Source organism: Vibrio sp. LaRot3 (assembly GCF_027587025.1).
Taxonomy (GTDB): domain Bacteria; phylum Pseudomonadota; class Gammaproteobacteria; order Enterobacterales; family Vibrionaceae; genus Vibrio.
On record NZ_JAPPTI010000001.1, the window covers coordinates 1,085,509 to 1,098,301 of the forward strand.

15 protein-coding genes are annotated in these 12,793 nt (G+C 43.9%); 6 read left to right on the forward strand and 9 right to left on the reverse strand.

The window, feature by feature from the left end; genetic code table 11:
- Positions 1 to 67: 67 nt before the first annotated feature.
- Positions 68 to 352, reverse strand: a complete 285-nt coding sequence (locus tag OH461_RS04945; protein ID WP_270019499.1) for a hypothetical protein — start codon at positions 350 to 352, stop codon at positions 68 to 70.
- A 14-nt stretch (positions 353 to 366) separates the two neighbouring features.
- Here OH461_RS04945 and OH461_RS04950 point away from each other — a divergent pair, with 14 nt between their 5' ends.
- Positions 367 to 1,203, forward strand: a complete 837-nt coding sequence (locus OH461_RS04950) for an alpha/beta fold hydrolase (protein ID WP_270019500.1) — start codon at positions 367 to 369, stop codon at positions 1,201 to 1,203.
- 100 nt (positions 1,204 to 1,303) lie between these two features.
- On the opposite strand, the gene OH461_RS04955 is transcribed toward OH461_RS04950, so the two are convergent.
- The 4 genes from OH461_RS04955 to OH461_RS04970 form a co-directional block, all read right to left on the reverse strand.
- On the reverse strand, positions 1,304 to 2,176 hold the full coding sequence (locus OH461_RS04955) for a hypothetical protein (protein ID WP_270019501.1): 873 nt from the start codon (positions 2,174 to 2,176) through the stop codon (positions 1,304 to 1,306).
- 353 nt (positions 2,177 to 2,529) lie between these two features.
- Positions 2,530 to 3,006 (reverse strand): Dps family protein, encoded by a 477-nt coding sequence (locus tag OH461_RS04960; RefSeq protein ID WP_270019502.1) that lies wholly within the window; start codon positions 3,004 to 3,006, stop codon positions 2,530 to 2,532.
- Positions 3,007 to 3,171: 165 nt separating this feature from the next.
- Positions 3,172 to 3,774 carry a 2OG-Fe(II) oxygenase gene (locus OH461_RS04965; protein WP_270019503.1) on the reverse strand — a complete coding sequence of 201 codons (603 nt, stop codon included), beginning with the start codon at positions 3,772 to 3,774 and terminating at the stop codon, positions 3,172 to 3,174.
- A 99-nt stretch (positions 3,775 to 3,873) separates the two neighbouring features.
- Positions 3,874 to 4,206, reverse strand: a complete 333-nt coding sequence (locus OH461_RS04970) for a DOPA 4,5-dioxygenase family protein (RefSeq protein WP_270019504.1) — start codon at positions 4,204 to 4,206, stop codon at positions 3,874 to 3,876.
- A 221-nt stretch (positions 4,207 to 4,427) separates the two neighbouring features.
- Here OH461_RS04970 and OH461_RS04975 point away from each other — a divergent pair, with 221 nt between their 5' ends.
- From OH461_RS04975 to OH461_RS04995, 5 genes are all read left to right on the forward strand, one after another.
- Complete coding sequence (locus OH461_RS04975; protein ID WP_270019505.1) at positions 4,428 to 5,432, forward strand: LacI family DNA-binding transcriptional regulator; 1,005 nt, start codon at positions 4,428 to 4,430, stop codon at positions 5,430 to 5,432.
- Positions 5,433 to 5,659: 227 nt separating this feature from the next.
- Positions 5,660 to 5,968 (forward strand): PTS sugar transporter subunit IIB, encoded by a 309-nt coding sequence (locus OH461_RS04980; protein WP_270019506.1) that lies wholly within the window; start codon positions 5,660 to 5,662, stop codon positions 5,966 to 5,968.
- Between the two features lie 15 nt (positions 5,969 to 5,983).
- Complete coding sequence (locus OH461_RS04985) at positions 5,984 to 7,327, forward strand: PTS sugar transporter subunit IIC (protein ID WP_270019507.1); 1,344 nt, start codon at positions 5,984 to 5,986, stop codon at positions 7,325 to 7,327.
- Positions 7,311 to 7,655, forward strand: a complete 345-nt coding sequence (locus OH461_RS04990) for a PTS lactose/cellobiose transporter subunit IIA (protein ID WP_270019508.1) — start codon at positions 7,311 to 7,313, stop codon at positions 7,653 to 7,655. The genes OH461_RS04985 and OH461_RS04990 overlap by 17 nt, the downstream gene beginning before the upstream one ends.
- A gap of 3 nt (positions 7,656 to 7,658) precedes the next feature.
- Positions 7,659 to 8,540 carry a DUF7916 family protein gene (locus OH461_RS04995; protein ID WP_270019509.1) on the forward strand — a complete coding sequence of 294 codons (882 nt, stop codon included), beginning with the start codon at positions 7,659 to 7,661 and terminating at the stop codon, positions 8,538 to 8,540.
- Positions 8,541 to 8,752: 212 nt separating this feature from the next.
- On the opposite strand, the gene OH461_RS05000 is transcribed toward OH461_RS04995, so the two are convergent.
- The 4 genes from OH461_RS05000 to OH461_RS05015 all read right to left on the reverse strand — a co-directional run bounded on the left by OH461_RS05000 (position 8,753) and on the right by OH461_RS05015 (position 12,669).
- Positions 8,753 to 9,388 carry a response regulator transcription factor gene (locus OH461_RS05000; protein WP_270019510.1) on the reverse strand — a complete coding sequence of 212 codons (636 nt, stop codon included), beginning with the start codon at positions 9,386 to 9,388 and terminating at the stop codon, positions 8,753 to 8,755.
- Positions 9,381 to 10,736: a cache domain-containing protein gene (locus OH461_RS05005; RefSeq protein WP_270019511.1), complete on the reverse strand. Its 1,356-nt coding sequence runs from the start codon at positions 10,734 to 10,736 to the stop codon at positions 9,381 to 9,383. The genes OH461_RS05000 and OH461_RS05005 overlap by 8 nt, the downstream gene beginning before the upstream one ends.
- A 106-nt stretch (positions 10,737 to 10,842) precedes the next feature.
- The gene (locus OH461_RS05010; protein WP_270019512.1) at positions 10,843 to 12,126 is read right to left on the reverse strand and encodes a TRAP transporter large permease; all 1,284 of its coding nucleotides are present in this window, start codon (positions 12,124 to 12,126) and stop codon (positions 10,843 to 10,845) included.
- 9 nt (positions 12,127 to 12,135) lie between these two features.
- Positions 12,136 to 12,669, reverse strand: coding sequence for a TRAP transporter small permease subunit (locus OH461_RS05015; RefSeq protein ID WP_270019513.1), 534 nt, complete (start codon positions 12,667 to 12,669; stop codon positions 12,136 to 12,138).
- Between the last annotated feature and the right edge of the window lie 124 nt (positions 12,670 to 12,793).

A 12,793-nucleotide genomic window follows, 5' to 3' on the forward strand; every position in this document is an offset into this window, starting at 1 on the left:
TATTATTCCAATTGGGGTCTACAATAATATCATTAATATTATTACTAACTTTGATTAGCTTCCAATATTAAGCTGCGTCATCATGCTCTTGCTTATTTTTAGTGTCACCATAGACACCTTCAAAACCACGTAACTTTATTTCTAAATCTGCGCCAAAATATTGCAAATCTATAACTGGCTCTTTGTGCTCGTTAATTTGCTTACCTAACGTTTCTAAAAGCTCAGCCATGAAATCTTTAACAACCTGATCTGCCTCTGACAGATACTGCTCTAGTCTCTCATTTCTCATTTTATACCTAGCCTGAACATTAATTCTAATTATTCGATCTTTTATATTGTGTTTACTTTTCACACAAGGAGCACACTATGCAAATTAATACTGCCGTTTTAAATGGAAACCAGTACCGTTACTCTTTCTACCCTTGCCAAGACTCTGACCAACATGTGATCTTTTTACTTGGGGCATTGCAAGAAATCGAAAGTGTCGATTCATTTTCCAAGTCATTTGCTAACAAGCTCAATTGCATCACGATTGAAGTACCTGGGACAGGTTTAACCCAACCTCTAGACTCAACAATCAGTATCCGCGATCAAACTTCGATGCTACTCGATTTAATCAATTATTTAGGCATAAACAGTGCCCATGTGATTGGCTTTTCTTACGCCACAGCCATTGCCGTAGAACTGTGCGACTTATGGAAGAATGTACTGACTCTTTCCATATTCGGTGGCGTACCCGGCATTCCGACTTCTGGCCGACTTGCAACAAAAAAAATGATTGCCGCAGCCATGGAAAGCCCAAGCGATTTTGCGCAAACCTTTACCCAATCATTGACTATTAACCATCCCGACATTCCCAGAAACAACGCCATCATTAAGGCAACTGAAAGAGGTGTCGCTAAGCTCGAACAAGAGCGAATAGATGTATTTTTTGAAAACTCAGTACGGCTATTAGTTCATACCCCGAGTAATATTGAAAACATTTCAATACCAAGCACTGTCTGTGTCGGAGAATATGACCCCTATGTAACAACAGATATTGCTTTAGAGTTCGCAAATAAATTAAAAAACAGTCAGTTTGTCGTATTAAAAAATGCCGACCATTTGGCTCATTTGCAACACCCTGACAAAGTGGCCGCCATCATGATCGCTCAAGCGTCATCTTTAATAGAGCTTAAGAAAACGTTAACAAGTTTAACCTAAATAACTGAGTATTATTTTTAACTTTTAAAAATATATAATCAACTCAAAGTTCTGCGTATTTTGGGTTGATTATTTTCATTGAGACAGGAGAGGTCACGAATTACGTGTAAATTTTTGATAGTGTTGTCAGTATTTGGATCGCACTATTTTTATGAGAATAATCTAATTTTCTCAACGATTCAACAATCAACGAATCTCGTACATGCTGCATTTGACGTAGGCCATGAAATTGAGGGAACTGGCGCATTTCACTTGAAAAATCTGCATGTGAATCAAGATGAAAGCCTAGCTTAACTCTAAAACCTATCGCCACCGGGAAGTCTTTTATTTTATTGATGTCTTCAAGGATTGAATATTGGTATGTAGAAATCCCCAGCACCCGAGACAAAGTCTCTATAGAGATATTGTTCTCTTCTCTAAATCGTTTCGCGGTTATCGATATCGAACGATAATAATCGATCGCGAAGGCATTGACGTCTAACACCGGCGGCGGAAGTAGCTCGTTATAGTTGTCTAACGACCCCACTTGAGCTTCGACTTTAGCGCGGTATTGCAGAAATTCAGCTCTCGAGTCAGCGTCCATTAGATTGCACACGAGCTGCAAAAAGACATCAAACTGATCACTAGGTAATCGGCCAATACACAACAGGGCTTCAATCGCCTTGTCATCCATACCACGATAATGCTCTTTTAGCTTTAAACCGTAGTAGAAACTCGTCATCGGAACCATCATAACCCAAGACATCGCCGCGACGACGTGAATAGGCCGCATAGACGGATAGCTTTGCTGCATATAGCGCTTTAGGGTTGATCCATTGATACCCGAGACTCGTTTTTCGAGTTGTTCAAAGGTAATTCCCTGCGCACGACGAGCATAAGACATGGAAACAGCCATTTCTGAGTCAATATTCTTAAGTAAATTATCGAGTTTTTCGATGTCTTGATCTGAAACTTCAACGTTACTGTTCGGCATGTGGGCTATCTGTCTTGGTTCACATTTACAATCGTGGCTAACCTCTAGCTAACGACTAAATGTAAAGAAATATTACATATTAAGTCGCATTAAACTAACAGAATTAGCATTAACAATCTAGGTGATAAAATAACCACAAACAACTGATTAAACGTAACTTTGTATTAGTGCCATCGGGTGAACTCGCTCAAAACGCTTAGTTTCTCTGCCATTCGAGCGGCCAGATATATCGTAGACCAGACTCTATCGTCTGCGTTAAATCAAACACAATACAACGTGCACTCCACGGTTTTGCACTTAATACACCAGCAAAAAAGGGAGCTAAGCTCCCCTTCTAATGTAACTAATGTGCATTATTGCAAGTACGCGTTAAGCATCCACATCAGTTTTTCTTGTTCGCGGATGTAGTCACCCATAAGAGCCGCTGTACCTTCATCATTCGCATCACCAGCATTTTCAAGAATAGCTCTTTGTTTTGTAAGTAACAGACTAAAGCCATCCACCAGACCTTTCACACAATCTAAGCCTGTTGTCGCGTTTTCATGCTCGTGCAGCTCACTTGCTGCTAGGTAACGACTAAAACTGTGTACAGGGGTATGACCTAACGTCAGAATACGCTCTGCAAGTTCATCAATTTTCGTTTGCAAATCAGTGTAGATTTCTTCGAACTTAACATGCAGTTCAAAAAACTGTTGGCCTTTGATGTTCCAGTGGTAACCACGCGTATTCATATACAGCACTTGGTAATGCGCCAGTAGATGATTAAGTTGCTGCGCTAGATCAGAAGCTTGCTCACTATCAAGACCGATTAAGTTAATTTGATTTGTCATGGCGATTCTCCGCTAATTAGTTTAATCGAGTGGTTCACACCCGTAATTCGTTTCGTTAGCAGTAGAATAGCCCTTCATCATAAATTGGTAAAAACGATTAAATCTATACATTCAATCGTTGATACCTATTTACCAAAATCCCTTTCTAGACACGGAAAACTTAAATCAGCGCGCGATATCGAGTTGATTGTCTTTTACACCATTGATACGGAACCAACCTGCGATACTAAAGCGCTCAGCATTGGTTGGTAAAACTTCATGAGGGAATTGCTCAGATAGGAACACAAACAAACGCCCCGATTTAGGTGGAATTGTGGCTATGTGATTGTCATCAAGGTCATAGACTACCAGCTCACCGGCATCCGACTCATCCCATTGTTCATTCATATAAAATACCGTCGTCAAACGACGGTTTTCATTGCCCTTAAAACAATCTAAATGCTTTTGGTAAAAGTCACCTTTTTCATACTTGGCAAAATGCGCTTCGTATTCGAATAAACCTAGGTAAAAGTGACGGTTCGCTTCTAGGCGGATTTGCTCCATTTTATCCAAAAACTGCCCTACGGGATGACCCATCGCGGATGACAACCATTGGATTTTATCGCTACGAATCGTTTCTTCACGTTGGGTATCATCATTACGACCGATACGCGCGTTTTTCCAATCCTCTGGAATACAATCCCTCAACGCCGCAACCTCGGTAGGAGAAAGGAAATCATCCCAAATATAGTAGCCTTGGGTTGCTAACGCATCGATGAGTTGGTTCATTAGTTTGCACTCGTGCAGTTAAAGGGCGCTTTATATAAAACGCCCTCTAATTAAGTGCAATTTGGATGATTTGTCGTGACGACAAATTGAATTAAGCGGTTATTTGAAAATCGATAAATCGAGTGTAACTGGCTCACCTAACCAGTGGACAGAATCGGTGTGATCGCGCAGTTCGTCTTCTGTAAGTGGGTGAACCAATACAGAGTGCCCCGCCCTAACTTGCTCTAACCATGTTGTTACCTGCTCAAATTGAATTTGAGAGAAGTCTATTTCAAAACTCCACATCGTGTGGGGTCCTACCGGTTTACGATGAAAACGGCCGACTTTTAATCCCAATTCTTGGTTCGCTCTGACATGAATTTTCTCTGCATATTGACAAGTGGCTTGGTCAAAATAGAAGTGAGCGTGGTATTTTGTATTTGAAGACATCATCACTGTAATCATTATTATTTAGCTTTAGCGCATTGTAGCACCTCGTCTCCCCCATTGGGGCGCTACTTACATTAATTACATTTAATGATTAAGGTGAATTTGTGTGACCTACTTCCCTGTTCATTACTATCCCTGCTCTCACTCAGGCTTAACCCTATTCATGTTACGCCAATCCATGCTATTAATTCGATGATAATAAAAAAGTCATTTTAGAGGTTCAAATGGCAACCATTAACGACGTATGCCGTGTCGCTGGAGTCTCCAAGGCGACTGTATCGAGAGTGATTAATGGCACAGGACAAGTTCGTGCTAGCACTCGCGAGAAAGTAGAAGCGGTAATGAAAGAACTCAACTATCGCCCAAGTATCGTTGCACAAGCCCTAGCCAATAAAAGTGCCAACAGTATTGGCTTAGTCATTTCTGATTTTACCGGAGGATATTTCGGTAACCTATTGAAACAAGCCTCGGTGAGCGCTGAAAAAATGGGCAAGCAGCTCTTGTTTGCCGATGGCCATAATAATGCCGAGGATGAGCTGAAAGCTGTCCACTCGCTGGTTGAAAAGCGCTGCGACATTATTATTTTGTACAGTCGTATGCTCTCATGTGAGCAAGTGATTGCTCTTAGCAAATCTATCGATGTGCCACTTTTGAATGTCGGCCGCCTACTACCTGAATCCGCAGGCTATTCCATCTCGTTTGACCAAAAAAACGCGATACAAATTGCCGCCAAGCACCTCGTTGATCTCGGCCACAAGAACCTCACTTACATGGGACCAAAGCCCACCACCCCGACCTCTAGAATGCGCTTGGCAGGGTTCTTGGAATACGTTGAACAACATGAAGAGCAAGGTTTAGTTAACCAAATATGTGAGTCGAACTTCGGCTTTGAAGAAGGTTATAAAGCGACGAAGAAATGGCTGGAAAGCAATCACTTTGGTAGTGCGATTATTGCTGCGGCTGACGATATCGCTGTAGGGTGCATTAAGGCATTAAAAGAACATGGCATATTGGTCCCACAACACGTTTCAATTGTCAGTATTGATAATGATGCCTGTTCGCCATTTATTGATCCACCGCTAACAACGGTCGATGTGCCAATCCGCGAAGTGACTGATAGAGCCATGGCGGTCGCGCAGGAAATTCTCAGCGGAGCACCACAACCCGATCCTGAAGTCATTTACGGTCAGTTAATCGAAAGAGCCTCCACCCGTTCTCTTTGGGAATAGTCTATTTAATGGCTTTGTTATTAACAGAGCCATTATTTACCAACGCCCTACCTCTCTATCCTATCTTTTCTAATCTATAAAATTTGATCCAATAAACACTATTTTCGGCTAAACAGCTGTTTTTCGTGATATTAGACGCATCAATGTAACCGGTTTCGGTAACCGGTTTCTTTAATCTCTATAGTGGTTAATGTTTAATCACAAACGCAAGTTAGAGGAGCAGCAAGATGAAGATATTTCTCTGTTGTGCAGCCGGAATGTCTACCAGCATGCTTGTCACCAAAATGGAACAAGCGGCTAAAACTAAAAATATTCAATGTGAAATATCAGCCCACTCGGTATCGGAGTTCGAAGATTGCATCAAGGCATGTGATGTTTGCCTAGTCGCACCACAAGTGAAGTTTAGATTCGAAGAATTTAAGCAAGAAGCAACGGCGATAGGCAAGCAGTGTGGCCTTATCGATATGATGAACTACGGAATGCTGAATGGTGAAGCGGTATTAGGCCAAGCCATGGAACTATACAAATCACGTTAGAAATGGAGAATCACAATGTCTGTATTTGATAAAACAATGCACTTTGTCGAGAACGTCGTCGCTCCAGTCGCAGGCAAAATCTCGGCACAAAAACACATCACCGCGGTAAAAGATGGCTTCGTTTCTGCAATGCCGTTCTTAATTGTTGGCTCACTTCTTTTGGTACTTGCTTTCCCACCAGCGGACAGCGGTTTCTTCTTCGAAGGCTGGCACAACCTTATCAACTTATTAGGTAGCGATAATATCCTAGCCCCATTCCAAGTCAGCATGGGTATCTTCGCCGTCTATGCCACATTTGGTATTGCATTTAGTATGGCGGAATCTTACAAATTGCGCCCAATGAACACCGGCATGCTAGCTATGTTTGCCTTTATTCTTGCAGCTGCTCCTATGGTTAACGTGGCAGATGTTGGTGGCGTACTACCAGCAGCGTATCTAGGTGGTTCTGGTGCCTTTACTGCGATTCTTTGTGGTCTGCTGGTTCCTGAAATGCAGCGTCTACTTATCAAATACAACATTCGTATTAAGATGCCTGATGCTGTTCCACCAAAAATCTCTGCCTCTTTCGATTTGCTGATCCCTATTGTGTTTATCTCAGTGATCGTAGTGACTATCAACGCTGTTCTTGGCGGTTATGGTTTGCAAATCCCATCTGCGATTATGGAACTGTTCAAACCGTTAGTGCTGGCATCAGACTCTTACATTGCTGCACTTCTAGCAGTAATGCTTATTCAATTGCTATGGTTTAGCGGCATCCACGGTGGTTCGGTTGTTGGCGGTATCATCGCACCAATGCTGTTGGTTAACCTTGGCCTAAACCAAGAAGCACTTGCAGCCGGTGAAGCGCTACCGAAGATTTTTGTAAACCCACTGGTCGATTTCTTTGTCTTTGTTGGTGGTGCCGGCGGTACATTTGGCCTAGTTCTACTAATGATGCGCTCTAAAGCCACTCAGCTTAAAACCATCGGTAAAATGTCTGTGATTCCGGGTGCGTTCAACATTAACGAACCGGTTATCTTTGGTACTCCGATTGTAATGAACCCAGTTTACTTTATCCCTTGGGTTGTCGCTCCGTTCATCAATACCTCAATCGTTTGGATGGCATTCAAAACGGAAATGGTATCTCGCATCATCGCACTACCACCTTGGACAATGCCTGCTCCAATTGGTGCGGTTATCGCAACCAACTCGATTACCGCAGCGCTGGTTGTTCTGGTATGTCTCACCGTGAGTATGGTGGTCTTCTACCCATTCTTAAAAGTTCACGAAAAGCAGTTACTGGCTGAAGAAAAAGCAATGGCTGAAGCGGCGAACCCTACACCAACAAACGAGGAAGAACTTAATGAATGCCGTAACTAGCCCAAGCCCAGTGCACGAAATTACTGAAGAGTTCCTCATGACACTGCTGTGTCATGTAGGAGCAGCCCGCTCAGCATTCATTGGCGCGATGCGTAGTGCAAGGGCGGGGGAATTTGATGCAGCCCAACTTCAAATGGAAGAAGGTGATCAAGCACTGAAAGACGTCCACAAGTCTCAAACTGAGCTAATTGGGTCTGACGAGGGTGCGGGTAAAGTAAAAATGACGCTAATTCTGACTCATATTCAAGACCATATCATGACCACCATGCTATGCCGTGAAGTGACAGAAGAAGTCATTGCTATTCATAAAGAGCTAAAAGGAAAATAAGTCGTGAAAAAGCGTATTTTTGATTACAACGCCGAAGACTTTCGCCTTGCCGATCGTCAACAGTTAGTCGATGCAATTCGCCTCTCAGAGGGGCGAACCATGATGGTCGAAAATGTCATTGGCCTTACACCGCCCATCGATATGGTATCGGGCGCGGAGATCGCCGCAGCATTCGGGGCTGATATGATCACCCTGAACTGCCTAGATGTGTTTGACCCAAAGATCAAAGTGCTGACGGATGACCCAGATGCCTTTATTACTATCGATCAGGTAAAACAGCAAACAGGTCGTCTCATCGGCTGTAACCTAGAGCCAGTACCTGAAGGGGTAACCCATCTTGTAGAAGGTAGAACAGTAACAGAACGTAGCGTCAAACAAGCGGTCGAAATTGGCTTAGACTACGTAATGTTAACAGGTAACCCGGGCAACTGTGTTTCGCAAGAAACCATTCTCGAAGCCATTACTTTAGTTCGTACCATTGCGCCTGAAATGCTCATTGTTGCAGGTAAGATGCACGCCGGTGGTGTCGGCAATGACTACAACCTCAATATCGTGCCAGCCTTTGCCGAAGCAGGCGCCGATATCATGATGTTCCCTGCCCCTTACACTACCCCAGGTGTCGGGCCAGAATTAGCGAAGCAGATGATGGATGCAGTACACCAAACCAATATGTTAGGTATGCTCGCAATCGGTACGTCTCAAGAAGGAGCAACTGAAAGCTACATCGAGCAAGTCACCATCGCAGCTAAAGCCGCGGGTGCTGATGTACTTCACATTGGCGACGGTGGCTACAGCGGCATTGCTCCACCAGAAAACATCATGAGAATGGGCATGACATTACGTGGTCGCCGCCATCAATTTAAACGCATGGCTAACCGCCGTTAAGTCTTTAAACGCAACCCATAAAACAAAGTACACACCTTTGTTCTAACAAAAAACCAGCACTTCATGCCGTTCGGTGCTGGTTTTTCTTAGAGTCATAAGCCATTGGTCATATCTCGTATGACTAATCGCTTATGAACATCCATCGATGTTATCAGGTGTCCTCCTTAATAGAGCTATTTAGCTTAGCCCCACTTCGGTGGGGTATTTTTTGCCTAAATCATCCCTTGCTCTACAGCGTATTTGGCCAACTCGGCCGTGCTATGCAGCTCTAATTTATGTTTGATATTCTGTCGATGTGTTTCGACCGTTCGATAACTAATATCGAGGATAGTCGCCACTTTCTTGCTGCTGTGTCCTTGTGCGACAAGTTTGAGAACCGCTTCTTCTCTGCGGCTTAGCGGGTTCGGCTTCTGCGCTGCGGGAATCACCTGTTGAGAGAACAGAGTCTGAGTGACCGATTCACAAAAGTAAGTAGAGCCTTGATCCACGGTTTTAATCGCTTGAACCATTTTATCCGCTGAAATTTCTTTCAACATGTACCCCACCGCGCCAGATTGCATCACTTTCATAATGTACTCGCGGTTATCGTGCATGGTCAGCATCAACACTTTTACATCTGGTCGTTCCTGCTTGACCACTTGAGTCGCATCAATGCCATTCATCAATGGCATACTGACATCCATCAGCACCACATCAGGGTTCAATGCTTTGATCACTTCCACCGCTTCAACGCCATTACTGGCAGTGCCAATGACGTCAATGTCGCTTTCTAAACTCAAGCGCGCTTTAAACCCTTCGAGTACCACTTGGTGATCATCAACAATCACGACCTTGATCGGTTCATCCATAGGTGATCCCTTCTAAATGGAGTAATACGGTAATTTCAGTGCCAAACCCCGGTTCGCTATCTAACTCAAAATCACCGCCGATAAATTCCACCCGCTCGCGCATATTGCGCAAACCTATTCCCGTCTTTCTAAGTGTAGAACCCACATCAAAACCTACCCCATCATCGCGAATAATCAATTGCAGCATATTTTCAATTTGCTGCAATATCACCGTCACGTTAGACGCTTGAGAGTGCTTTTCTATATTGGTCAATGACTCTTGCGCGACTCGATACAAGGTCGTAGCAATTTCTGATTTCAATTTGCCTTTTTGGGTATCAAAAGAAACATCGACGGTTAAGCCAGAGTGAGACTGAAAATCTTGCAGCAAAGTGTTCATTGCCGCTTCTAAGCCGATATCATCTAACGCGCTTGGGCGCAGATTATGAGAAATATGGCGCACTTCGTTAATGGCCATCATCAATGACTGTTGCGATTGATTCAAATATTGCCGCTGCGCTTGGTCTTCAAGTTTATGGCTAAGCAGCTCTAAATGGCACTTGCTTGAAACCAACAATTGGTTAATGCCATCATGCAGCTCTCGAGCCAGATGTTTTTTCTCATCTTCTTGAAACATCACGGTTTTATGCGCCAGCTCTTTTAAGCTTTTGTCCGCAATACGATGTTCATGCATATTGACCGCTAACGTAATCACCACAATCACCGCGACAGTAATCACCACAATGACGATCAAAGAAAAGAAAGTCGTCTCAATGTTGTTGTTAACCGCCGACTGTAAATTTGCCACCTCTTTGGTGACGTCTTCAATATATAGGCCAGTGCCTATCATCCAGTCCCACTTATCTAACCACGCAGCGTAACTTAGCTTAGGTACTGTTTCGCCCGTCGAAGGTTTTTGCCAAAGATACTGATGAAAACCGCCACCAGAGCGAGCTTGTTTCAGCAATTCGACAATTAAGAAATCACCATTTTCGTCTTGAATATGCAGTAAGTTACGCCCTTGCAGCTCAGGCATGATTGGATGCACAAGATTAGTGCCATCGTGCAGATAGACAAAGAAATAGCCATCACTGCCATACCTGAGTTTACTGATGATGGACTTAACCGCATTTTTGGCCGTCACTTCATCGAGGTTGGGATCATTGTAAACATGTGAAATCGCATCAAATGCCAAATCTACACTGTCCTTTAATGCCGACTCTTTTGACTGAATTAACCCCGAGCGAAATATCTCTACCTCTTTGTCACCCAACGTTTTTGCTTGATATACAGCAATCCAGCTCATGCTGGCGGTAACCAGTAAAAGCGGCAATAAACTTAATAATATCAGTTTGGCTTTAAGAGGCATTCCGTCTCCTCTCAATGAATTTAAAGCGTGCAACAACAAAAATGGCTTGCGTAAAGCAAGCCATTTAACTCTATCATTTACATGTCATTAACAACACTCTTTGTGATCACATTCCATAGAATTCTGGGAACACCAGCAATGAAGCGAGTACGGCTATCTGAATACCGATAAAAGGCATTACCCCTCGATAGATGTCACGGGTGGTCACGCCTGCCGGAGCGACACCTTTGAGGTAAAACAGACTAAAGCCAAATGGCGGCGTGAGGAAAGAGGTCTGCAAGTTCATCGCGATTAAGATGGCAAACCATGTCATGTTGATCCCCATTAACTCTGCAACCGGAGCGATAATCGGAACGATGATGAAACAAATCTCAACGAAATCAATGAAGAAGCCAAGAATCAAAATCACTAGCATTGTGATGATCAAAAAGCCCCATTTCTCACCCGGTAGCTGTAGCATCCACTCTTCCACTAGGTAATCGCCACCTGTATAAGTAAAGGCCATCGAGAATGCTGTCGCACCAAGTAGAATCGCGAATACCATGGCGGTCACTTTCACGGTCTCTTTCGCTGCATCGTAAACCATTCTCCAGCTAAACTGCTTATACAGTACCGCGAGCACAATAGCGCCAGCACCACCTAAAGCCGCAGATTCAGTAGGCGTTGCAACACCGGCAAAGATAGAACCCAACACCACAATAATCAGAGCTAAAGGCGGAATCACAGCTTTTAGCGCTTCAATCACTTCTTGTTTACGGCTGACTGATTCATCACGCTCAATAGGCTGAGCAGCTTCAGGGTTTAACTTGGCATAAATAAGGATATAAACAACATACGCGCCAACTAATACTAGCCCCGGCCATACAGCTGCTTGGAAAAGGTCGCCCACTGGTACGCCCAATACGTCACCGAGTAGAATCAAAACAATAGACGGCGGAATGATTTGACCCAGTGTCCCCGAGGCACAGATAGTGCCGCACGCGAGCCCTTTGTCATAGTTATATTTCAGCATGACAGGCAACGAAATTAACCCCATCGCCACCACGGATGCACCCACAACGCCTGTCGAAGCCGCAAGCAATGCACCAACCAACACCGTTGATATGGCAATACCGCCGCGTACGCCACCAAACAACTTACCCATAGACTCGAGCAACTGTTCAGCTAGACGTGTTTTCTGTAACACGAGCCCCATGAATACAAACAGTGGAACAGCCATCAACACCGTGTTTTCCATGATGGACTGAATCCGATACGGCATAAAGGCAAACATATCCATGCCTTCGGCCCAAACACCAAAGATGAGTGCGATACCACCAAAGGTAAAGGCAACCGGAAACCCTAGAAGCAACGCAAACAGGGCAACGAAAAACATTACAATACCAATCATTGTCAGCTCCTATTTGCTTGTGTGATTTTGAAGTAGATGAGGGTTAACGATTTTATTTAGAGAATGCAGCATCAAGCCGATGCCACTCACTGCCATAAAAAAGAACGATAATGGAATCATCGCTTTAATGATCCAACGATAAGGTAGCCCACCTGGGTCGCCCGAGGTTTCACCAAGCGAGTAGCTCTCCTTAGCAAAGTCGATACCGTACCATGCCACCAATAGGCAAAATGGGAATAGGAATATCAACGTACCGAGCAAATCGATGATCGCTTGAGCTTTGTTCGATAAGCGCTCGTAGAACAAGTCCACTCGAACATGTCCACCCGCTTTAATCGCGTATGGCACACCGAGCAAGAATACAGCTGAAAATAAGTGCCATTCCATCTCTTGGAAGGCAATAGAGACATCATTGAACACATAACGCATCACCACGTCGTACACGACATTGGCGAGCAGAAGAATGAATAAGATACTGGATAACCAGCCGAGGAAATCGCCAAAGCGATTGAAGATTCGCTCTATATAAATAAGACTTCTCATCCCTAACTCCATGGAATTTTGAAAATGGCTCCGCTCTTGATATTCAAGGCGGAGCTTCATCGTTGTAGAACCAATCTCGCGTTGGTTTAAGTTTCTTGGGCTTTTTGTGACATTGTCACCACTT

Excerpts from the sequence above, each read along its gene's own strand:
- OH461_RS04950 (WP_270019500.1), top strand. The coding sequence starts at position 367 with ATGCAAATTAATACTGCCGTTTTAAATGGAAACCAGTACCGTTACTCT.
- OH461_RS04955 (WP_270019501.1), bottom strand. The coding sequence starts at position 2,176 with ATGCCGAACAGTAACGTTGAAGTTTCAGATCAAGACATCGAAAAACTC.
- OH461_RS04960 (WP_270019502.1), bottom strand. The coding sequence starts at position 3,006 with ATGACAAATCAAATTAACTTAATCGGTCTTGATAGTGAGCAAGCTTCT.
- OH461_RS04965 (WP_270019503.1), bottom strand. The coding sequence starts at position 3,774 with ATGAACCAACTCATCGATGCGTTAGCAACCCAAGGCTACTATATTTGG.
- OH461_RS04970 (WP_270019504.1), bottom strand. The coding sequence starts at position 4,206 with ATGATGTCTTCAAATACAAAATACCACGCTCACTTCTATTTTGACCAA.
- OH461_RS04975 (WP_270019505.1), top strand. The coding sequence starts at position 4,428 with ATGGCAACCATTAACGACGTATGCCGTGTCGCTGGAGTCTCCAAGGCG.
- OH461_RS04980 (WP_270019506.1), top strand. The coding sequence starts at position 5,660 with ATGAAGATATTTCTCTGTTGTGCAGCCGGAATGTCTACCAGCATGCTT.
- OH461_RS04985 (WP_270019507.1), top strand. The coding sequence starts at position 5,984 with ATGTCTGTATTTGATAAAACAATGCACTTTGTCGAGAACGTCGTCGCT.
- OH461_RS04990 (WP_270019508.1), top strand. The coding sequence starts at position 7,311 with ATGAATGCCGTAACTAGCCCAAGCCCAGTGCACGAAATTACTGAAGAG.
- OH461_RS05000 (WP_270019510.1), bottom strand. The coding sequence starts at position 9,388 with ATGGATGAACCGATCAAGGTCGTGATTGTTGATGATCACCAAGTGGTA.
- OH461_RS05005 (WP_270019511.1), bottom strand. The coding sequence starts at position 10,736 with ATGCCTCTTAAAGCCAAACTGATATTATTAAGTTTATTGCCGCTTTTA.
- OH461_RS05010 (WP_270019512.1), bottom strand. The coding sequence starts at position 12,126 with ATGATTGGTATTGTAATGTTTTTCGTTGCCCTGTTTGCGTTGCTTCTA.
- OH461_RS05015 (WP_270019513.1), bottom strand. The coding sequence starts at position 12,669 with ATGAGAAGTCTTATTTATATAGAGCGAATCTTCAATCGCTTTGGCGAT.